17 protein-coding genes and 1 pseudogene are annotated in these 20215 nt (G+C 72.7%); 3 read left to right on the forward strand and 15 right to left on the reverse strand.

Annotation, left to right across the window (positions count from 1 at the left end; genetic code table 11):
* Positions 1–106: 106 nt before the first annotated feature.
* Entirely contained in the window at positions 107–1069 is a 963-nt protein-coding gene (locus CA983_RS01080; RefSeq protein WP_086598960.1) for an LLM class F420-dependent oxidoreductase, read from the forward strand.
* A gap of 126 nt (positions 1070–1195) precedes the next feature.
* Here the strand turns inward: CA983_RS01080 and CA983_RS01085 are convergent, their stop codons facing one another.
* Both CA983_RS01085 and CA983_RS01090 read right to left on the reverse strand, forming a co-directional pair.
* Complete coding sequence (locus tag CA983_RS01085; RefSeq protein WP_086598961.1) at positions 1196–2224, reverse strand: SDR family oxidoreductase; 1029 nt, start codon at positions 2222–2224, stop codon at positions 1196–1198.
* Positions 2225–2230: 6 nt separating this feature from the next.
* Positions 2231–2734: a phage holin family protein gene (locus tag CA983_RS01090; RefSeq protein ID WP_086598962.1), complete on the reverse strand. Its 504-nt coding sequence runs from the start codon at positions 2732–2734 to the stop codon at positions 2231–2233.
* Positions 2735–2782: 48 nt separating this feature from the next.
* Between CA983_RS01090 and CA983_RS01095 the strand changes: the two genes are divergently transcribed.
* Entirely contained in the window at positions 2783–3130 is a 348-nt protein-coding gene (locus CA983_RS01095) for a VOC family protein (protein ID WP_059420053.1), read from the forward strand.
* A gap of 133 nt (positions 3131–3263) precedes the next feature.
* Here the strand turns inward: CA983_RS01095 and CA983_RS01100 are convergent, their stop codons facing one another.
* The 11 genes from CA983_RS01100 to CA983_RS01150 all read right to left on the reverse strand — a co-directional run bounded on the left by CA983_RS01100 (position 3264) and on the right by CA983_RS01150 (position 15820).
* Complete coding sequence (locus tag CA983_RS01100; protein WP_086598963.1) at positions 3264–3827, reverse strand: GNAT family N-acetyltransferase; 564 nt, start codon at positions 3825–3827, stop codon at positions 3264–3266.
* A 33-nt stretch (positions 3828–3860) separates the two neighbouring features.
* A complete protein-coding gene (locus tag CA983_RS01105; protein ID WP_244206544.1) occupies positions 3861–5645 on the reverse strand; it encodes a CocE/NonD family hydrolase in 1785 nt (594 codons plus the stop codon).
* A 156-nt stretch (positions 5646–5801) separates the two neighbouring features.
* Positions 5802–6734, reverse strand: coding sequence for a S66 peptidase family protein (locus tag CA983_RS01110; protein WP_086598965.1), 933 nt, complete (start codon positions 6732–6734; stop codon positions 5802–5804).
* A complete protein-coding gene (locus CA983_RS01115) occupies positions 6731–8683 on the reverse strand; it encodes a prolyl oligopeptidase family serine peptidase (RefSeq protein WP_086598966.1) in 1953 nt (650 codons plus the stop codon). The genes CA983_RS01110 and CA983_RS01115 overlap by 4 nt, the downstream gene beginning before the upstream one ends.
* Before the next feature lie 14 nt (positions 8684–8697).
* Entirely contained in the window at positions 8698–10011 is a 1314-nt protein-coding gene (locus CA983_RS01120) for a M20/M25/M40 family metallo-hydrolase (protein WP_086598967.1), read from the reverse strand.
* Complete coding sequence (locus tag CA983_RS01125) at positions 10004–10837, reverse strand: M55 family metallopeptidase (protein WP_086598968.1); 834 nt, start codon at positions 10835–10837, stop codon at positions 10004–10006. The genes CA983_RS01120 and CA983_RS01125 overlap by 8 nt, the downstream gene beginning before the upstream one ends.
* Before the next feature lie 76 nt (positions 10838–10913).
* On the reverse strand, positions 10914–12005 hold the full coding sequence (locus CA983_RS01130; RefSeq protein WP_244206546.1) for an SGNH/GDSL hydrolase family protein: 1092 nt from the start codon (positions 12003–12005) through the stop codon (positions 10914–10916).
* A 95-nt stretch (positions 12006–12100) separates the two neighbouring features.
* Positions 12101–13384 (reverse strand): NAD(P)/FAD-dependent oxidoreductase, encoded by a 1284-nt coding sequence (locus CA983_RS01135; protein ID WP_244206547.1) that lies wholly within the window; start codon positions 13382–13384, stop codon positions 12101–12103.
* Complete coding sequence (locus CA983_RS01140; protein WP_086598970.1) at positions 13381–14175, reverse strand: amino acid ABC transporter ATP-binding protein; 795 nt, start codon at positions 14173–14175, stop codon at positions 13381–13383. The genes CA983_RS01135 and CA983_RS01140 overlap by 4 nt, the downstream gene beginning before the upstream one ends.
* Positions 14172–14927, reverse strand: a complete 756-nt coding sequence (locus CA983_RS01145) for an amino acid ABC transporter permease (protein ID WP_086598971.1) — start codon at positions 14925–14927, stop codon at positions 14172–14174. Before CA983_RS01145 ends, CA983_RS01140 begins: the two co-directional genes overlap by 4 nt.
* A gap of 11 nt (positions 14928–14938) precedes the next feature.
* Complete coding sequence (locus CA983_RS01150; RefSeq protein WP_244206548.1) at positions 14939–15820, reverse strand: substrate-binding periplasmic protein; 882 nt, start codon at positions 15818–15820, stop codon at positions 14939–14941.
* A 252-nt stretch (positions 15821–16072) separates the two neighbouring features.
* Here CA983_RS01150 and CA983_RS01155 point away from each other — a divergent pair, with 252 nt between their 5' ends.
* Positions 16073–17254, forward strand: coding sequence for a CdaR family transcriptional regulator (locus CA983_RS01155; RefSeq protein WP_086598973.1), 1182 nt, complete (start codon positions 16073–16075; stop codon positions 17252–17254).
* Between the two features lie 9 nt (positions 17255–17263).
* Here the strand turns inward: CA983_RS01155 and CA983_RS01160 are convergent.
* Together CA983_RS01160 and CA983_RS01165 are read right to left on the reverse strand one after the other, a co-directional pair.
* Positions 17264–17596: pseudogene (locus tag CA983_RS01160) on the reverse strand (SAM-dependent methyltransferase); the annotation flags it as partial.
* Positions 17597–17799: 203 nt separating this feature from the next.
* Positions 17800–20190 carry an MFS transporter gene (locus tag CA983_RS01165; RefSeq protein WP_086598974.1) on the reverse strand — a complete coding sequence of 797 codons (2391 nt, stop codon included), beginning with the start codon at positions 20188–20190 and terminating at the stop codon, positions 17800–17802.
* Positions 20191–20215 lie beyond the last annotated feature (25 nt).

Below are 20215 nucleotides of genomic sequence, written 5' to 3' on the forward strand. Positions count from 1 at the left end.
CAAACGTCCGCCGGGGTCCTCTCGGCCGGGCGCCGCCGGTTTCCGGACCGGCGCCCGGGTACCCGGTGCGGGATACGGACCGCCCACGTCGCGGAGGCACTCCCCCATGCCCGAGTACGGTTACTTCCTCTCGTGCGAGCAGTACGGACCCGCCGAGCTGATCGAGCAGGCGCGAATGGCCGAACAGGCCGGATTCCAGGCGCTGTGGATCTCGGACCACTACCACCCGTGGAACGACGAGCAGGGCCAGAGCCCGTTCGTGTGGTCGGTGATCGGCGCGCTGTCGGAGGCGGTGTCCCTGCCGATCGAAACGGCGGTGACCTGCCCGACCGTGCGGATGCACCCGGCAGTGGTGGCGCAGGCCGCGGCGACCAGCGCGGTGATGACGGACAATCGCTTCCGGCTCGGCGTCGGCTCCGGCGAGGCGCTCAACGAGCACATCCTGGGCGACCACTGGCCTCCGGCCCACGTCCGTCTGGACATGCTGGAGGAGGCCATCCAGGTGATGCGCCGGCTGTTCACCGGCGAGGAGGTCAACCACCACGGCCCGCACTACACGGTGGAGAACGCCCGCCTGTACACGGTCCCGGACGAGCCGATCCCGATCGACATCTCCGGCTTCGGCCCGGCGGCCACCCAGCTCGCGTCCCGCGTCGGCGACGGCTACATCACCATCCAGCCGGACGAGGCGATGGTGGAGCAGTACCGCAAGGGCGGGGGCGGCGGAAAGCTCGTCAGCGGCGGCACCAAGGTCTGCTACGACACCGACAAGGACGAGGCCGTCAAGACCGTCCACCGGCTCTGGGCGAATGAGCAGCTGCCCGGCGAGCTGGGCCAGGTGCTGCCCTCGCCGGCTCACTTCGAGCAGGCGCAGCAGCTGGTCACCGAGGACATGGTGCGGGAGAACCGGGTGTGCGGCGACGACGTGGACGAGCACGTGGCGGAGTTGAAGCAGTTCGCCGACGCGGGCTTCGACCGGGTCTACGTCAACCAGATCGGCCCGGACCTGCGCGGCTTCTTCGACTTCTACCGCACGAAGGTGCTGCCGCAGCTCCAGCAGGCCGTCTGACGGAAGGCCGGACTCGACTGCCCCCGGATCGACGCGACGCTCCCCACTGCCCCAAAGGCGTGGGGGTCGCTCGCCCAGAGCCTCCGGTGAGCCTCCGGTATGTCGGCTATGTCGGCCGAGGTGAGCCTACCGGCGGGCCTGCCCGGCCAGTTTGCGTGCGGCCAGGACCCCCGCCGCCCCCACGGTCAGGGCCGCGCCCATCCGCCGCCGGTTCCGTGAGATCCACTGCTGAGGGCTGTCGTGCACGGCCTCGTCGTCGAACCGCCCGTGCGCGCCGAAGTCGTGGCCCTGCGGCCCGTCCGCCGGGGCCCACAGGTTGGCCGGCTCGTCGTGCCGGTCCTCGTCCTGCTGCGAGGAGAAGCCCGTGCGCGCCAGATAGCGCTCCAGCAGCCCGGGGACGACGGCGTTGGCGATGAGCGTGGCGGCCGTGGAGGCGCCCACCCAGTACTCCCGGCGCCCCGCGTGCGACGCCGCGTACACGATCGCCCGGGCCGCGACCTCCGGCTGGTACACGGGCGCGACCGGCCGGGCCCGGCCCCGCATGCGGTTCAGCACCCACTCGAACTGCGGGGTGTTGACGGCGGGCAGCTGCACCATCGTCGTACACACCCCACTGCGCGCGTGCAGCAGCTCGCAGCGCAGGGACTCGTTGAATCCCTGGATCGCGTGCTTGGCCCCGCAGTACGCCGACTGGAGCGGGATGCCCCGGTAGGCGAGCGCGGAGCCGACCTGCACGATCGTGCCGCGGTCGCGCGGCAGCATGTGGCGCAGGGCTGCCCGGGTGCCGAACACATAGCCCAGGTAGGTCACTTCGGTCACGCGGCGGAACTCGTCCGGGCCGATCTCCGTGAAGGGCGCGAAGACCCCGGTGAAGGCGTTGTTGACCCAGACGTCGATGGGCCCGAACGTGTCGACGACCTGCTGGGCGGCGTCGTCGACGGCCTGGGCGTCGGAGACGTCCACGCCGACGACGAGGGCCTCGCCCCCGGCGCGCCGCACCTCGTCGGCCGCGGCGGAGAGCCCTTCGCTTCCCCGGGCCAGCAGGGCGACCCGGTCGCCCCCGGCGGCGAAGGCCCGGGCCGTGGCCCGTCCCACGCCTCCGCTGGCCCCGGTCACCACGACGACACGGCCGTGGGGTGTTTCTGTCGTGCTCACTTCGGATCACGCCCTGCGGGGAGGCACGTCGGGGTCGTCCGCCGACCGCGGGGGCACGACGCCCGGGGCGGGTCCGCCGGCGGCTCCGGCGACCGGTCCGGCGACGGGCGGGGCCGGCGGTACGGGCGGCACACCGCCGGGCACTGCGGTGCCCGGGCCGGTGGTGCTCTCGTGTCCCGGCGTCATGCCGGCCGCGTGCGCCGGGCCCGGCCGGGGCGCGGACGGCCGGGCCATGCCGCGCAGCACGTACGCCGCGACACCCAGGATCGCGGCGGTGATCAGCGCGGCGGCCCAGTCGGGCAGGCCGAGGGCCAGGGCCAGTCCCACGGCGAGCGCGAGGGCCGCGCCCGCGTACAGGGCGAGGGCGCCGGACGCGGCGTACAGCGCGGCCTTGCGGCGCTGCTTGCGCGTCTGCTCGCGCAGTTCGTCCCGGACGGTCTCGCGCGCCACCTGTGCCAGCTCGTCGACCAGATGCTTGTCCAGATGCTCCAGGTGATCCAGCGGCTTCATACCCGGCCGGGTACCCTCGGCCCCTCGCGCGTAACTAGGCTCGTCCCCATGGAGATTCTGGGTGCCACACTGCGCGTCTGCGTCGACGACCTCGAGACCGCGATTCCCTTCTACGAGCGGCTGGCGGGCGGCAGAGCCCAGCGCTTCGAACGGGGCGGTGTCCAGGTGGCGGCGATCGGCTGCTTCCTGCTGATGAGCGGGCCCCCGGCCGAACTGGAGGTACTGCGCAAGGTGGCCGCGACGATCGCCGTGACGGATGTCGAGGAGACCCACAAGGTGCTGACCGAGGTGGGCGCCCACATCATCGCGGGCCCCATCGCCTCACCGGCGGGCCGCAACCTGATCGCCCTGCATCCGGACGGGTCGGTCTACGAGTACGTGGACCGCCAGGCGTGATCCCGGCCGGGGCCAGGGGGTGTCCGCAAAGTCCCGCCTGCCCCGCGACGCCCGGCACGCCGAGAGCACGCACCGAACGCCGCAGGGCCCGCCCTCCGGGCGAACGACGGGACTTCACGGACACCCCCTGGGCTCAGCGCCGCCGCCCCGGCTCCGTGATCATCTCGGCGGTGATCGCCCAGCGCTCGTGGTCGCGCCAGTCGCCGTCGACGAAGAGCATCTTCGGCGAGAAGCCCTCCAGGCGGAATCCGCAGCTGCGGGCCAGGGCGATCGACGCGGCGTTCAGGGGCTGGACGTTGATCTCCAGCCGGTGCAGCCGCATCGGCCCGAACGCGTACCGCACGACGAGGTCCAGCCCTTCGCGCATCAGCCCGCGCCCGGCGGCGTGGGCGAAGGCGCCGTAGCCCAGCGTTCCGCACTGGAAGCCGCCCTCGACGATGTTGTTGACGTTGATGAAGCCGCCGATGGCCCCGTCGCTCACCTCGCAGACCAGGAACCCGGCCTTGGAGGGATCCTCGATCAGCCGCCCGGCGTACGCGGTGTACGCCGGGGCGGTGTCGGGCGGGAAAAGCCACGGGTGGTGCAGGTCCTTGCTCTCCCGCGCGCGGGAGGTGAACTCGGCGGCGTCCTCGTAGGCGAAGTGGCGTATGCCCACCCGGGGGCCTTCGGCGAGGTAGCGGGATGCGTCGTGCGGCATCCCGCCACAGTAACCGCGCCGGCTGTGTCCGGCTCAGGACCCGGCGACCGGCAGCTGGAGCACCCCGGGCTCGCGCGGTCCGCCGACCACGGTCACCGGCTTGATCCCCCGGTTGCCGAAGTACGCGTCGTCGCTCGCCGCGATCACGAACCGCAGCCGGTGCCCCGTCTCGTACCGGTGCACGATGCCGGGCAGCTTGACGGTGAAGCTCTTCGTCACGTCCGGCACCCGGACCGGCGCGACCAGGCGGCGCACGAGGGTACGGGTGCCGTCAGGGGCGACGTCGTAGATCTTGGCGAAGAGAACCAGCTTGTCGGCCGCGTCGCCGGAGTTCTGTGTGCGCTCGGCCTTCGGGGAGTGCACCTTGAGCGTGGCCCGGGGTGCGCCCACGACGTCGAGGGGGCGGTCCAGCGGCTCGCTGGTCCAGTCGAGGTAGGTGCCCTTGGTGTCGTGTGGTGGTGAGTCCCGCAGCCCGATGAGTCCGGCCAGCGAGCTCTCCGAATGGCTCGTGGGGGTCAGCCAGTTGGTGTAGCCGCGCGTGCCGCGGGCCACCTTGTTGCGGTTGTCGACGAGCTTGCCGTCCCCGGAGAGGTACAGCGTGCGGTTGAGCGCGGGGAGGTGGTCGGCGGTGGCGTAGGTGCGGTTCGGGTCGGTCACCCAGTCGCGGTAGTAGGCGAAGGCCGGTCCCGTGTCGACGTGCGTCTGCTTGCGCAGGTGGCGGTCGAACCAGGCGAGAACGCGCCGGCCGACGTAGCTGGTCTCCAGGTTGCCCTTCGACAGGTCGAACTCACCGGCGGCCGCCGGGCCGGTGAGTCCGCCGCTGTGCCCCCAGGACTGCCAGATCATCTTCACGGGGGTGCCCTGGGCCCGGAGCGTCCGGTACGTCGCCGTGGCCTCGTTGAGGTTGAAGAGGGTGTCGGCCTGCCCCTGGACAAGCAGGGTGGGCGTCTTGACGCGGTGCAGGTAGGACGCCGGGGAGACGCGGTGGGCGAAGGCGAGCAGCTCGGCGGTCCGGTCGGCGGGGTAGCTGCCGGAGTTGAGGGTGTGGACGGTCCGGCAGGCCTCGGTGACGAAGTGCAGGCAGGCCAGGGAGTTGATGCGGGAGGGGTCGAGGCTGGGCTGGAGCAGGGGCTGGCCTTCGCCGATGAGATAGAAGCCGTTGGTCCACTGCCACTTGAAGACTCCGGGCACGCCGCTGCCGCCGACGGCGTTGTTGGGGGCCAGCGAGTACGCCAGATCGTGCCAGGTGACCATGGGGACGAGCGCGTCGAGGCGGTGGTCGACGGCGGCCGTCGCGAGCTGGACGGCGCCGCCGTAGGAGCCGCCGATCATGCCGACGCGTGGATCGCCGGGGGCGTCGAGGGTGACGAAGTCGGCGGTCGTGCCGTCGTCGGCGGCGCGTTTGCCGCCCAGGAAGTCGACGAGCTGCGCGGCGGCGGCGCCGTCGATGTCCGGGTCGTCGAGGGAGATGAGGCAGCCGCTGCGGCCGAAGCCGAGCCCTGAGTAGACGAGGGAGACGTAGCCGCGCTGGGCGAAGGCCTTGCCGATGGTGTCCGTCGAACCGTCCGACTTGCTGCCGCCGAAGCCGTTCGTGCCGAGCACGGCGGGTGCCGGGTGTTCCCGGTCCACGCCCGCGGGACGGTACAGGTCGGCGTCGACCGTGCAGGAACGGCCGCCGGCCTGGACGGTGAACGTCAGCGGGGTGACGGTGTAGGGATCGGCCGCGGAGGCGGGTGGGCCGATGGCTAGGGGGGCGGCCAGGGCGGCGCCCAGAGCGAGAGCGAGGGGTGCGCGGGATCTGGGCACGTGTCGGGACACACGGACCTCCACGGTGAGGGGTGACGACAACGGCAACAACCTGACAACCCGGATACCGACCAGTAGGTACAGGCCGGTAGTCATGGTGTGACACGTGTCAGAGGGCGTCAATCACCGAAACGAGGGTTTCTTGACAGGGCTTCAGTAGCGGCGTGCTCAGCTCAGGGCCGGCACGTCGAACGCCAACGTGCCCGTGGAGGCGTCCAGTTCGGCCGGGATCCCGAGCGGCATCGTCAGCGCGCCCTCGCCGTGCCCGAACCCGAACTCCTCCACGACCGGGACACCGAGGCCGCCGAGCCGGTCGGCGAGCACCGCGCGCAGTTCCTCGTACGGGCCGCATGCCGCCCAGGACCCGAGCACGATCCCGGCGACCCCGTCCAGCCAGCCGGTACGCAGGAGTTGGGTCAGATACCGGTCGACGCGGTACGGGCTCTCGCCCACGTCCTCGATCAGCAGCAGCCCGCCCCGGGCGCCGGCGAGGGCGTGCGGGGTTCCGAGGTCGCTCGCGAGCAGGCTGAGGCAGCCGCCCAGCGTGACGCCCCGGGCCCGTCCGGGTACGAGTGCGGTGCCACCCGGGGGCACGGCGGTGACGGTCCGCACGGATTCGGGGTCGAAGAGGGTCGCGCGCAGATGTTCCTGCGCCCGGGCGTTCTTGATGAAGTCGACACCGGCCGCCGCCGGGCCGTACAGGGTGGCCAGTCCCAGCCGGGTGGCGAACGCCTGGTGCAGGACGGTGATGTCACTGAACCCGGCGAACACCTTCGGGCCCGCCGCCCGCATCGCCTCCCAGTCGAGCAGGTCGGCCATGCGCTGCGCCCCGTACCCGCCCCGGGCGCACAGCACCGCGGCGACGGTCGGGTCGCACCAGGCGTTCTGGAGGTCGGCGGCCCGCTGGGCGTCCGTGCCGGCCAGGTAGTCCAACTCACGGTGGCGACCGAGCACATGGGGCGCCACCACGGGGTCGAGGTCCCAGCCGCGCAGGACGTCGAGCCCGGCCTGGAGCCGCTCCTCCGGCACGGGCCCGCTGGGCGCGACGACGGCCACGCGGGTGCCGGGGGCGAGTCGGGGCGGTCGCAGCAGCGGTCTCACTTGGCCAGCTCCAGGGTCGGGACGCCGGGTAGGGTCAGTCCGAACACCTGGGCATACAGGGAGAGTTCGGCCTCCAGGGCACGCACCATGGTCTCCGCCCGGCGGAACCCGTGCCCCTCCCCCTCGAAGGTGAGGTAGGCGTGCGGCACCGGCCGGTCCCCGAGCCGGGCCAGGAACCGCTCGCACTGGACGGGCGGGCAGATCACGTCGTCCAGGCCCTGGAGCAGCAGGAACGGCACGTCCAGGCGGTCGGCGTGGGTGGCGGGCGAGCGCTCCGTGTAGCGCGCGGGCACGTCGGCGAGCGGCCCGATCAGGCTCTCCAGGTACCGCGACTCGAAGTCGTGGGTCTCCCCCGTGCCCCAGCCGGTGAGGTCCAGGATGGGGTACTTGATCGTGCCGCAGGCGTAGACGTCGGTCGTGGTGAGCGAGGCGGCCGCGGTCCAGCCGCCCGCGCTGCCGCCCCGGACGGCGAGCCGGTCGCGGTCGGCGGTGCCCTCGTCGGCGAGGGCCAGGGCGACGGCGGCGCAGTCCTCGACGTCAATCACGCCCCACTGCTCGCGCAGCCGTTCGCGGTACGCGCGGCCGTATCCGGTGGACCCGCCGTAGTCGACCTCGGCGACGCCGATGCCGCGCGAGGTGAAGTACGCGATCTCCAGGTCGAGCACGAGCGGCGCGCGTCCGGTGGGCCCGCCGTGCGCCCAGACGACGTACGGCGGCAGCTCGTCGGCGGGGGCGACGCAGCCGGGGTGGTGCGGCGGGTAGATGTGGGCGTGGATGTCGCGCCCGTCGGGACCGGTGAAGGTGCGGATCTGCGGCTCGGGGTAGTACGCGGGGTCCACGGCGTCGTCGTGTTCGGCGCCGATGACGCGGGCGTGGCCGGTGCGGGCATCCAGCTCGACGACCTCGTAGGCGCTGCGCGGGCTGGCACCGACGGCGACGACGCGCTCGCCGTGCGCCGCGAGGGTGGCGGCGAACTCGGTCCAGGGCCCGGCCGCGTCGACGACCTCACCGGTCTCGGGGTCCAGGATGCCGAGGGCGGTGGCTCCCCGGCCGTGCACGACGGCGATCAGGCCGCTGTCGAGGGGCGCGAACCATCGCATGCCCAGTTTCCACAGCGCCCCGGCGAACTCCTCCTCGCGCGGGCACAGGGGCTCCCCGTCGAGGTAGAGGTTCCACCAGCCGCTGCGGTCGCTCGCGTGCAGCAGGCGGCCGTCGTGGGTCCAGTCGGCTTGGGCTACGGACTCGCCGGGCCCGCCGGCGACGGTCCGGGCGCCGTGCAGGGTGCCGTCCGGGCCGACGTCGGCGAGGAGCAACTCGGTGCCGTCCCACGGCATGCGGGGATGGTCCCAGGCGAGCCAGGCCGCCCGCCGCCCGTCGGGCGACAGCTTCGGCCCGGTGACGAACCGGTGCCGGTCGTCGGTGAGTTCCCGTACGGCGTCCCGGTCCCGGGCGGCGGAGCCGTCCAGCGGTACGGCGGCCAGGACGCGGCGCACATCGGTGGGCCCGGCGCCGGTGAACTCCTCCAGCACGCACCACACCTCGCCCCGCTCGGGCCGCAGTTGCGGCTCGGCCCAGCGCAGGCCCCCGCCCACGTCGGACACGGGCGTGAGCGGACGCGGCTCGCCGCCCGGCTCGTACCGGTACAGCCGCTGGTCGCTGAAGTTGACGAACACCACCAGCGGGCCGTTCTCTCCCGGGAGTGCGGCCCAGGGATGTCCGCCGTACTCGATGACCCGGCTGCGCACGTTGAACGGCGCGGGCAGCAGCGACTCCTCGCTGCCGTCGGCGTGCCGCCGCACCAGGGTGCGCCTGCCCGCCTCGGCGGGGCGCGGTTCGGTCCACCACACCTCGTCGCCGACGAACCCCACGTACTCCGGGTGCCCGTCGTGCGCGGCGGCCAGGGCCGCGTCGATGGGCGAGGGCCACGACCCGTACGCCAGTGTCCGCACCGTCTCCCCCTCGCCTAGGCCGTGCGCAGGAACCGGTCGAGCACGCGGACACCGAAGTGCAGCGCCTCGACGGGGACCCGCTCGTCGACGCCGTGGAACATGGCGTTGTAGTCGTAGCCCTCTGGCAGCTTCAGCGGTGTGAAGCCGTAGCCGGTGATGCCGAGGCGGGAGAACTGCTTGGCGTCCGTGCCGCCGGACATGCAGTACGGCACCACGTGCCCCTCCGGGGCGAACTCCTCGACGGCGGCCCGCATCCGGGCGAACGTCGCCGAGTCCACCGGCGCCTGGAGGGCCACCTCGTGGTGGTGGAACTCCCACTCCACGTCCGGCCCGGTGAGCAGGTCGAGGGTGTCGCGGAACTCGTCCTCCCCGCCGGGCAGATACCGGCCGTCCACGTGCGCCACGGCCTCACCGGGAATCACGTTGATCTTGTAACCGGCGTCCAGCATGGTCGGGTTGGCGCTGTTGCGGACGGTCGACTCGACGAGCCGGGCGGCCGGTCCGAGCTTGTCGAGCAGCCGGTCCACGTCGGTGAGGTCGGGCTCGATGCCGTACAGCGCGGCCAGTTCGGTGAGCGCGGCGCGCACGGTCGGGGTCAGCCGCAGCGGCCACTCGTGCTCGCCGATCCGGGTGATCGCGGCCGCGAGCCGGGTGACGGCGTTGTCGTTGTTCACCTTGGAGCCGTGCCCGGCCCGGCCGCGCGCGGTGAGCTTCAGCCAGGCGGTGCCCCGCTCACCGGCCGACACGGGGTAGATCTGCCGTCCGGCGCCGTCGTGGAAGGTGAAGGCGCCCGACTCGCTGACGCCCTCGGTGCAGCCCTCGAACAGCGCGGCGTGCTGGGCGGCGAGGAACCCGGAGCCGTCCTCGGCCCTGGCCTCCTCGTCCGCGGTGAACGCGATGACGATGTCCCGCCGGGGCCGGACGCCCTGGCGTGCCCAGGCGCGGACCACGGCCAGGATCATCGCGTCCATGTTCTTCATGTCGACGGCGCCGCGCCCCCAGACGACCCCGTCGCGGATCTCCCCGGAGAACGGGTGCACCCTCCAGTCGGCCGCCGCGGCGGGTACGACGTCCAGATGGCCGTGGAGCAGCAGCGCGTCGGCCGACGGGTCGGTGCCCTCGACGCGGGCGACGACGTTGGTGCGGCCCTTGGTGCGCTCCAGGAGCGTCGGCTCGATCCCGGCCTCGGCGAGCCGCGCGGCGGCGTACTCGGCGGCGGGCCTCTCCAGGCAGTCGCCCCCGCCCCGGTTGGTGGTGTCGATCCGGATCAGGTCGGACGTGAACGTCACGACCTCCTCCAGCGCCTGCCCGTCCGCCTGCTCAGCCATACTGCTCCTCCACCGCGGCCGAGACGATCGTGGTGACCGCCTTGAAGGCGCGGATGCCCTCGTACATGGTCTCGCTCGTGTAGGCCACCTTCCGCTCCCCGATCCGCTCCACACCCGGCACGACGGTGGCGGCCATGGCCAGGTGCTCGGCGTCGAACTCCACGGCGACGGTGAACGGACCGCCGCGCACGGGTTCATGACGCACCGCCAGTGACGCCGCCTCCTTGGCCGCCGCCCGGATGTCGGCCGCGGTCCTGGCGGGCGTACGGCACACGGCCGCGTACCGCGAGACGTGGTCCTTCACGGCGACCTTCAGTGCCTCGGGCGCGTACCCGAGCGCGTCCTCGCAGGCGACGTCGTCCCCGGTGACCAGCACGACCGGCACTCCGAACTCGGCGACGACATGGGCGTTGAGCAGCCCCTCGCTCGCGGGTACGTCGTTCAGCCACACGCCCGTGATCTGGTTCGCGAGGTAGGTGTGCGCGAGGACGCCCTCCATGCCGGCGCCCGCGTGGTAGCCGACGAACGCGATGCCGTCCACGTCGCCGTGCTGCACGCCCTCGACCATGGACAGCGCCTTGTGCCGGCCGGTGAGCAGCTGGGCCCGTTCGTCCAGTTGCTCCAGCAGCAGATTGCGCATGGTCGAGTGCGCCTCGTTGATGATCACCTCGTCGGCGCCGCCGTCGTGGAAGCCGAGCACGGCGGCGTTGACGTCCGAGGTGAAGAGCGAGCGGCAGCGCTCCCACTGGGACGCGCCGGGCATGACGTCGTCCGGCCAGGTGACGCCGGTGGCGCCCTCCATGTCGGCGCTGATGAGGATTCTCATGACGAGCCGTCCCCCCGGGTGGAGATCTTCATGGTTCGTCACGTTACGCGCTGCGGTGAGAACCGGCTACGACATGTCACCACCGTATCGGCAGGTCGCTGATGAACGCGGTGAGCCGGTCGGCGAGCAGGCGGTTGTCACGGGCCGAGTAGTGCCAGTGGCAGCCGGTGTGGTCCAGGCCCGTGTCGTCGAGGCGCCAGTAGCGGACCCCGCGGTCGCCCGCGCCCCTGCGTTCCTCGACCACCTGCTCGACGTGTCCGGCGAACGGGCCGGTGCCGACGGCCAGGACGGTGGTTGCGGGCCCGTAGCGCGCCCGCAGCTTCTGGAGGAAGCCGCCGTAGGCGCTGCGGTAGGCGGCGGCGAGGCTCTCGTCCGTCCACGGCTCGCCCGGGTTGACGGGGGTCGAGAAGTCGTTGGTGCCGAGGTGGACCACCACGAGCTTCGGCCGCCAGGTGCCCGGGTTCTGCCAGACGTCGCCTGGCACGTTCAGCAGCGCGCGGTCGTAGAAGGTGCGGTAGTTCACCTCCGGCGACCCGCCGTTGTAGTTGCGCACCATCCCCAGGCCCGAGTACGCGTTGATCTGGTAGTCGGCGCGCAGCCGCCGGGCGGTGAGGGCGCCGTAGCTCACGTCGGCGTTGGTGGTGCGCTTGAGCTGCTCGCCGGTGCAGTCGCGGGAGGTCGAGAGGTTGCCGTAGCCCGCCGTGAGGGAGTCGCCGACGAACTCGATCTGGCGGCTGCGCGCGGCCGGTCTGCCAAGGACGGCCCCGCCGGGCGCGGCGACGAAACCGCCGAACGAACTGGTGCTCCAGGGAGTGTCGTTGCGCTTGACGAGCCGGACGGTGTGCACGCCGTCGCGCAGGCGGTCGATCCAGTGGGTGGTCCTGCCCGGTGTGACGAGGGTCGCGACGGTGGCTCCGTCGACCTGGACGTCGTAGTCGGCGGCCGGGTCGTCGAGCACGATGCCCACGCCGGTGCCGCGGAACCGGCCCTCGAAGTACACGCCGGGCCAGCTGTACTGGAGGACGTCCCCGGCGTCCTTGACCCGCCCGGCGGTGTGCACGCTCGCGCGCACGCCGTCCTGGTCCGGCGGGGCGGCGGTGGCGACCGCGGGCGGGCCGGCCAGCACCATCGCCGCCGTCGACGCGACCAGCATCCGTAACCAGGGCATCGGCATGACTGTCCTCCGGGGGACGAGGGAGGTGCACGGACCGGGGCAACGTGACCGTACACCGACAAAAAGGCGCCCGCCAGGCCGCGTCGTGCTCAGCTCCGCAGCCGGTCGAAGCCGAAGGGCGCGAGGGCCTCGGGCCGCCGCCCGGTGACGACGTACTCGGCGAGCCGATGCCCGGTGACCGGGCCCAGGGTGACCCCGAGCATGCCGTGGCCGGTGGCCGCGAAGGCGTTGTCGTGCCCCGGGACGCGGTCGATCACCGGAAGCCCGTCGGGGAGGAACGGCCGCCCGCCCACCCACGGGTCCCGGATCAGGCCGACCAGGTCGTCCGGGTCGTCGAACCAGCGGCCCAGGTAGGGCCGGCTCGCGAGGGCGACGGCGACGATGCGGCGCCAGTCGAGACGGTTGTTGTTGCCGCTGAGCTCCATCGTTCCGCCGATCCGCGTGGTGCCGCCGATCGGTGAGGCGACGGCCCGGCGCTCGCCGAAGTACAGCGTGTGGCGGGGCGCCGGGTCCAGGTCCACGGAGAAGCTGTAGCCCTTGCCGGCCTGGAGGGGCAGATGGTGTCCCAGGAACCCGAGCAGGTCCGGCGAGCGCATGCCGGCGGCGACGACGACCGCCGCACAGGGCAGTTCACTGTCGGCGGTGCGCAGGGCGGTGACCCGGCCGCCCTCCGTCCGGAACCCGGTGACCTCGGCGTTCTCGTGGATCTTCACACCCGCGGCGGCCAGCGCCTCGCCGAGGGCACGCGCGAACGCCTCCGGGTCGACCACGCCCTCCCCCGCCACAAGGTAGGCCGCGCGCACGGCCGGTGACAGCGCCGGGTCCAGCAGGTGCGCCTCGGCGCCCGTGACGATGTCGTCGGGCACGGGGTAGTGCCCGTCCGCCATCTCCCGCTGGATCGCGAGGTGGTGCCGGGCCTCGGCCGGCGACAGGAAGGCGTGCACCATCCCGGGCCGGGTCAGCGTCGTGTCCACCCCGGCCTCGCGCATGCCGTCGAACAGGCCGAAGGTCTCGCGGTTCAGCTCGGCGATCGCCGCGTAGCCGCGCTTGAAGACGGCCGGTGTGCTGCTGCGCCAGAACCGCCACAGCCACCGTACGAACGCCGGGTCCGGAAGCGGCCGCAGGTACAGCGGGGAATCCGGACGGCCCAGCGAGCGCAGGGCGTAGCGCACCACGCCCGGGGCCGGCACCGGCGTCGAGTGGCTGAGGCAGACCCAGCCGGCGTTGCCCCGGGACGCCCCGGACCCGAGCCGGCGCCGCTCGACCACCTCCACCGGCACCCCCGCGGCGGCCAGATAGTAGGCCGTGCACAGCCCGACCACGCCGCCGCCCACCACGACGACGGGACCCGCCACACCCGACACGGCGCTCATGACGCGTTCCCGTACGACGCGAGGAACTCCCTGGTGCGGGCCTCGGCGGGGGTGTCCAGGACGTCCTCGGGCCGGCCCTCCTCCACGATCCGGCCGCCGTCGACGAACACGACGTGGTCGGACACCTCCCGGGCGAAGGGAAGTTCGTGGGTGACGAGCAGCATCGTCATCCCGTCGGCGGCCAGTTCGCGCATCACGCTCAGCACCTCCCGGGTCGCCTCGGGGTCCAGGGAGGAGGTGGGCTCGTCRAAGAGCAGCACCTCGGGCCTCAGGGCGAGGGCCCGCGCGATGGCGACGCGCTGCTGTTCGCCGCCGGAGAGCTGCTCCGGCTGGGCGAGGGCGCGGTGGGCCACCCCGACCCGGCGCAGCAGCGCCACGGCCCGCTCCAGGGCCTGCGCTTCGGGCACTCCCGCCTTGCGCTGCGCGAGCACCACGTTCTCCACGGCGGTCAGGTGCGGGAACAGATGGAACCGCTGGAAAACCATGCCGACCGTGCGGCGCAGCCGGGGCAGGTCGCGGCAGACCATGCGGCCGCCCTGGTGGACGGTCTCCCCGGCGACCTCGACAGTGCCCCGGTCCGGGCGTTCCAGCAGGTTGACGCAGCGCATCAGGGTCGTTTTCCCGCCCCCGCTCTGCCCGATGACGCTGACGATGCTGCCCCGGCCGACCTCCAGGTTCACCCGGTCGAGCACGAGCCGGCCGTCGAAGGACTTGCACAGCCCCTCGATCCGTATGACGGCCTGAGAGGAGGCCCGGGTGGCGGGCGGCGCCGCGGCCACTGACTCGGTCATGCGGAAACCTCCTTCACGGGGACGACGGCGGCCGGCTCGGCGGCCAGCAGGGCACGGGCCGCCCGCAGGCGCCGCCGTCGCCACGGCGACAGAGGCACTCCCGACCGGACCTTCCGCTCCAGGAGCAGCAGCAGCTGGGACAGCGGGTAGCAGAGGGCGAAGTAGATCGCCGCGATGACCAGGTACACCTCCAGGGCCCGGAAGGTGGCCGAGGTGATGAGCCGCCCCTCGGACATCAGCTCCGCGGCGGAGACGGTGACCAGCAGCGAGGTCGACTTGAGCAGGTCGACGAGCATGGTGTTGGTGCCGGGCAGCGCCAGCCGGAGGGCCTGCGGCAGCACGATGTGGCCGAAGATGCCGGTCCTGCCGATCCCCAGGGCCTCACCGGCCTCGGTCTGCCCGGCGTGCACGCCGCTGATCGCGGCGCGGAAGATCTCGGACAGGTAGGCGGCGTAGAAGACGACCAGGCTGAGGCAGCCGGCCGTGAAGACGTCCAGCCGGATCCCGGCCGAGGCGAGGCCGAAGTAGGTCAGGAAGATGATGGCGAGCAGCGGGACGTTCTTGAACACCTCGGTGTAGACGGCGGCGAGGGCGCGCGCCGGCCAGGCCCTGCTGAGCCGGAGCAGCGCCACGGCCAGGCCGAGCAGCACCGCACCGGTGAAGCTCACGACCGTGTAGGACACGGTGCGCCCGAGCGCGTCGATGAGATCGGGCCGGTATTCGGACCAGGGCACCTCGAAGAGACCGGACATGGCGGCTGCTTTCACTGGGCGATGGACGGGGGCGTCCAGTCCTGGGGACGGTCCACGCCGCGGCGGGCCGTGGCGACGTCGGCGGCGGGCACGAGGAACTGTTTCGGGTCGCCGCCGTACTTGCGGACGAGCTTGTCCAGCTCGCCGTTCTCGTACATGGCGTCGATCTGCGCGGAGAGCGCCCGCTCCAGCTTCGTGGCCTTCTTCGGCAGGTAGAAGCCGGTCTGGTACGGCTGGAAGTACGCGTAGGCGGGCTTGGCCTTCACCTGCGCGGCGGTYGGCGGCGTCAGGTACTGCGTGTCGATCCTCAGCTCCGGGCGCTGCTTCTGCGCCGCGATGATGATCAGCGGATCGAGGAAGCCGACGTCGACCCGGCCCGCGCCCAGGTCGTCGAAGACGCCGTTGGCGTCGGGGTAGGCGTGCAGCTTGCCACCCGGCACGGCCTGGATGGACTTGACCCAGACGTAGCCCTCGACGGTGCCCAGGTTCAGGCCCTCCAGGTCACCGACCGTCTTGTACGTCTTGCCGCTGCGGACGGCCATCGCCGGGGGCGAGTAGTAGGGCGGATCGGTGAACAGCCCCTGTTTCTGCCGGTCGGCGGACCAGGCGACGCCGCCGATGGTGATGTCGACCCGGCGGGACTGCACCCCGGCGAGCATGCCGGCGAAGTCCGTCACCTCGGGCTCGACCTTCAGGCCCAGCTTCTTGGCGGCGTAGGCGAGGATGTCGCCGTCGAGGCCGACGATTCTGCCGCCCTGGACGCTGGTGTAGGGCGCGTAGGGCTGGACGGCCACCTTGATGACGCCGGGCGTGAGCGTGCCCAGCGCGGCGGTCTCGGCGGACACGTTCTTCGGGGCGTCGTCCCCGCCCGAGCCGCAGGCGGCGGTGGACATCAGGAGCATCGCGGACAAAGCGAGAGCAAGCGAGCGCACACGGATCATCGGCTCGGGCCTTCCGTCTCGGTGCTGAAGGATCCCGCCGATTCACCGGACACTGTGCCCCCGGCGGGGAGGTGATGAGGCCCATACGCTAGGCACAGGCCCGCCGCGCGTCACCGTTCACTTCGTACGAACTTGTCGCCGGAATCACCCCCTCCCCTGTACGGTGCGTCCAACCCGGACCGCCCCTGGCGGGAGGAATCGCCCATGCTGAGCCCGTCACTCGCGCAGGAGATCGCCGGGGACACCTCCGCGGTCATCGGCTTCAACGTGCTGATCACCGACGCGGAGGGCATGGTCATCGGCAGCGGCGACAGCAGCCGCGTCGGCACCTTCCACGAGGCGTCCGTCGAGGTCGTCCGCACCAAGGAACCCGCCACGCACAACGCCTCTCAGGCCCAGGCGCTGCGCGGGGTCCGGCCCGGGATCACCCTGCCCCTGGTCACGGACGGGCGTGCGGTGGGGACCGTCGGGATCACCGGCACCCCCGCCCAGGTGGGCCGCTTCGGTCTGCTGGTGAAGCGGCAGACGGAGATCCTGATCCGGGAGTCCGTGATGCTGCGCTCCCGGCTGCTCGCCGAGCGGGCGGCCGAGAAACTGCTCACCGACATCGCCGCGTACGACCCGTTGGTCGTGGAGGGCGACCTCCTGATGTTCCGGGCCGCCGACCTCGGCTTCGACCTGCGGCTGCGCCGGGTCGCCGTGGCCTTCGAGGTGACCGTGCCCGACCCCGGCGCCCGTCGCGGCGCCCGGGCCCGGGACGTGGCGCTCGTTCGCTCCGAGCTGCTGCGTACGGTCCGCGACGTCTTCGCCGACCCGCAGGACATCGTCGCCGGCACGGCTCCCGGCTGGATCGGCGTCCTGCACCGGCTCCCGGCCCGGGCCCCGGCGGACGCGGCGGCCGCCGACTGCCGCCGGGTCACGGACGTCATCGCCGCCCAGGACGGGCTCACCGCCCGCGCGGGCATCGGCGAACCGGCCACGTCCGTCGGCGCTCTGCACGACTCCTACCAGGACGCCTGCGACGCGCTGCGCCTGGGTGCCCGGGTGGACGGCGGCTCCACCGTCCACTCGATCGGCGATCTGCGGGTCCACCAGCTCCTGTCGGCGGTGAGCCAGTCCGCCCGCACCCGGCTGCTCGACCTGACCGCCGCGCGGCTGCGGGAGCAGCCGGACTGGCCGGCCCTGCGCGACACCATCACCGCCTGGTGCGAGAGCGGCTTCAGCCTCGTCCGGGCGTCCGCGGCGCTGCACATCCACCGCAACACCGTCGTCTACCGCATGAACAAGATCGAGCAGCTCACCGGCCGCCCGCTGCGCGAGCACCGGACGGCCATGGCGCTGTACCTGGCCTGCCTGGCCGACCGGCTGGGCGGCCCGGACCGCTGACCGTCCGTCTCAGGCCGTACGCCCCGCCACCAGCCACCTGGCGGGCAGCTCGATACGCGTGCCGTCCGAGTGGAACTCCGTGGTCACCAGAGGCAGTTCGCCGCTCGCCAGGACGGTGAGACCGGCCGAGCGCAGGTATGCGGGTACGGCATCGTCGGCGACCTCGCCGGGTGCGAGGCCGTGCCGGAACACGGGCGCGAGCTTGGGCGGCGGACCGGCGGGTCCGCTCGCCAGCCCCCGCAGCACCGCCTTGGCCGCCCCCGAGAGCTCCACGAGGAAGGCCCGGCCCCAGTCGCCGACCAGGGTGGCGATCCCGTCGGCCAGCGGCTGCCGGGGACACGGCCGGGCTCGGTGGGGTCCGTCACCGAGCCGTACCCGGCCCTCTCGGTGCCACGGTCCATGGCCCAGGCCCTCTCTCCCCACGGATCCGCAAGATCTGTGCCGGCGTCACCACCGTACGGCGACCGCCGGTTGCCATGTGCGCAATGCGGGAATTCCTCGCGCGGGGTGCGCACCGGCGCACGACCCCGCGCGCCGGTGCGGGTTCAGTCCTCGTGTCCCAGCTGGAGGTCCCGCTCGGTGCGGCCGCCCCCGGCCACCTGGAGCACGGTGGCGACGGGCGGGTATCCGGCGGCGATGACGGTGTACTCGCCGGAGGACAGGTCGACGAACCGGAACGTGCCGTCGGGGCCGGTGGTCAGCGTGTCGACGACGTTCCCGGCGGCGTCCAGCAGGGTCACGCGCGCGTCCTCCACGGGCCGGCCGCCGCCCGCCCGGACGGTGCCGCGCAGGACCGCGCCGCCGGCCAGTTCGATGTCCCGGCGGGTCTCGCGGGCGGCCTGGACGGTGACGGGGAGTGCGGCCGGGCGGAACGCGGGGGCGCTGGCGGCGAGGGTGTACTCGCCGGCGACCAGATCGGTGATGACGTAACCGCCCTCGCGGCCGCTGCGGGTGGTGGCCACGACCTCGCCGTGCGCGTTGGTGAGGGTGACGCCGGCGTCCCGCACGGGTGTGCCGTCGGCGGTGACCACGCYGCCGACGAGGTTCCCGGCACCGCCCAGGACGATGTCCAGTTCGACGGGGCGTTCGCCGACGGTCACGGAGACCGCCTGCGGCTGGTGGCCGCCCGCGGCGGCGATCAGCACGTACGCGCCGGGGCCCGGGGTGGCCAGCGCGTAGCGCCCGTCCTCGCCGCTGGCGCCCCGCCCGGTCTGCTGTCCCGTGGCGTCGATGAGCGTGAGCGCCGCGCGGGGCACGACGGTCCCGTCGTGGTGCTGCACCGAGCCGCAGACGGGGATCCCGGCGGTGTGGGAAGCGCGGGCCTGCGGGATCGGGGTGCTCCCCGGCGCCGTGTCCGGGTCAGTGACGGATACGTGGTGGGACACCAGGGGTTTCTCCTTGAGGAAGAGGGCGATGACCAGTCCGAGGACGAGCACCGGCACCAGGTGGAGGAAGATCCGCGGCATGGCGTCGGCGTACGCCCCGATGTAGCCGTCGCGCAGCGCCGGGGGCAGGCCGTGCACGAGCTGCGGGGTGATGGACTCGGGGTCGGGGAGCCGGTCGCCCGCGCCCTTGGGCAGGTCGCGGGCCAGGGCGTCGGCGAGCCGGTCGGCGAAGAGGGCGCCGAAGACGGCGGCGCCGACGCTGCCGCCGATCTGCCGGAAGTAGTTGTTGGCGCTGGTCGCGGTGCCCAGGTCGGCGGGGCGCACGGAGTTCTGCACGGCGAGGATCAGCACCGGCATCACCATGCCGATGCCGGCGCCGAGGACGGCCATCCAGATGCTGTAGTGCAGCCGGGGCGTGTCGGCGTCAAGGCGGGACAGCAGCCACATGCCGGCGACGGAGAGGGCGCCGCCGAGGATCGGGTAGGACTTGTAGCGGCCGGTGTGGCTGATGAGCTGCCCGGCGATGATCGAGGCGCCGACGATGCCGGCCATCATGGGCAGCATGAGCAGGCCCGACTCGGTGGCGGAGGCGCCGTCGACCATCTGCAGCCAGGTCGGCAGATAGCTGGCGGCGCCGAACAGCCCGGCCCCGGTCACCAGGCCGATCAGGCCGGTGACGTTGAAGACGGAGTCCCTGAACAACCGCAGCGGCATGAGGGGTTCGGCGGTGAAGTGCTCGGTGACGAGGAAGAGGACGGTCGCCACGGCCGCTCCGGCGCCGAGACCGAGGATCATGCGCGAGTCCCAGGCGTACTCGGTGCCGCCCCAACTGGTCAGCAGGACCAGGCAGGTGGAGGCGGCGGTCAGCAACAGCGCGCCGAGGAGGTCGAGCCGGGCCTTGCCGACCGGTTTCGGGAGCTTCAGGGCGACGGCGACGACGACCAGCGTGACCAGGCCGAAGGGCACGTTGACGTAGAAGCACCAGCGCCAGGAGAGGTGGTCGGTGAAGTAGCCGCCGAGCAGGGGTCCGGCCACGGAGGCGAGTCCGAAGGCGGCGCCGATCAGGCCCATGTAGCGGCCGCGCCGCCGGGCGGGCACGATGTCCGCGATGATCGCCTGGACACCGATCATGAGGCCGCCCGCGCCGACGCCCTGGAGGGCCCGGAAGGCGATCAGCTGGTCCATGGTCTGCGCCCGGCCCGCGAGCGCGGAGCCGGCGACGAAGACGACGATCGCGAACTGGAAGACGCCCTTGCGGCCGAGCAGGTCGCCCAGCTTGCCGTAGATCGGCAGTCCGACGGTCGCGGTGAGCAGGTAGGCGGTGATCGCCCAGGACATCCGGTCCAGGCCGTGCAGCTCACCGACGATCTTCGGGAGCGCCGTGGCGACAATCATCTGCTCCAGGGCAGCGAGGAGCAGGGCCAGCATGAGGGCGACGAAGACCAACCGCACCCTGCGCGGGCTCAGTTCGGCGGCCGGGGCCTGTGGTGGGGCCGGGGGTTCGGGAGGTGCCACCGCCGGTTCGTCCTGCGCCAGAGTGATCCCGCCCACCTACCGCTCCCCTCGTCGCGCTGCC

Origin of the sequence: Streptomyces swartbergensis (assembly GCF_002148965.1) — a bacterium.
In the GTDB taxonomy this organism is placed as follows: Bacteria; Actinomycetota; Actinomycetes; order Streptomycetales; family Streptomycetaceae; genus Streptomyces; species Streptomyces swartbergensis.

Excerpts from the sequence above, each read along its gene's own strand:
- CA983_RS01080 (WP_086598960.1), top strand. The coding sequence starts at position 107 with ATGCCCGAGTACGGTTACTTCCTCTCGTGCGAGCAGTACGGACCCGCC.
- CA983_RS01155 (WP_086598973.1), top strand. The coding sequence starts at position 16,073 with ATGCTGAGCCCGTCACTCGCGCAGGAGATCGCCGGGGACACCTCCGCG.
- CA983_RS01125 (WP_086598968.1), bottom strand. The coding sequence starts at position 10,837 with ATGAGAATCCTCATCAGCGCCGACATGGAGGGCGCCACCGGCGTCACC.
- CA983_RS01090 (WP_086598962.1), bottom strand. The coding sequence starts at position 2,734 with ATGAAGCCGCTGGATCACCTGGAGCATCTGGACAAGCATCTGGTCGAC.
- CA983_RS01095 (WP_059420053.1), top strand. The coding sequence starts at position 2,783 with ATGGAGATTCTGGGTGCCACACTGCGCGTCTGCGTCGACGACCTCGAG.
- CA983_RS01145 (WP_086598971.1), bottom strand. The coding sequence starts at position 14,927 with ATGTCCGGTCTCTTCGAGGTGCCCTGGTCCGAATACCGGCCCGATCTC.
- CA983_RS01130 (WP_244206546.1), bottom strand. The coding sequence starts at position 12,005 with ATGCCCTGGTTACGGATGCTGGTCGCGTCGACGGCGGCGATGGTGCTG.
- CA983_RS01120 (WP_086598967.1), bottom strand. The coding sequence starts at position 10,011 with ATGGCTGAGCAGGCGGACGGGCAGGCGCTGGAGGAGGTCGTGACGTTC.
- CA983_RS01100 (WP_086598963.1), bottom strand. The coding sequence starts at position 3,827 with ATGCCGCACGACGCATCCCGCTACCTCGCCGAAGGCCCCCGGGTGGGC.
- CA983_RS01135 (WP_244206547.1), bottom strand. The coding sequence starts at position 13,384 with ATGAGCGCCGTGTCGGGTGTGGCGGGTCCCGTCGTCGTGGTGGGCGGC.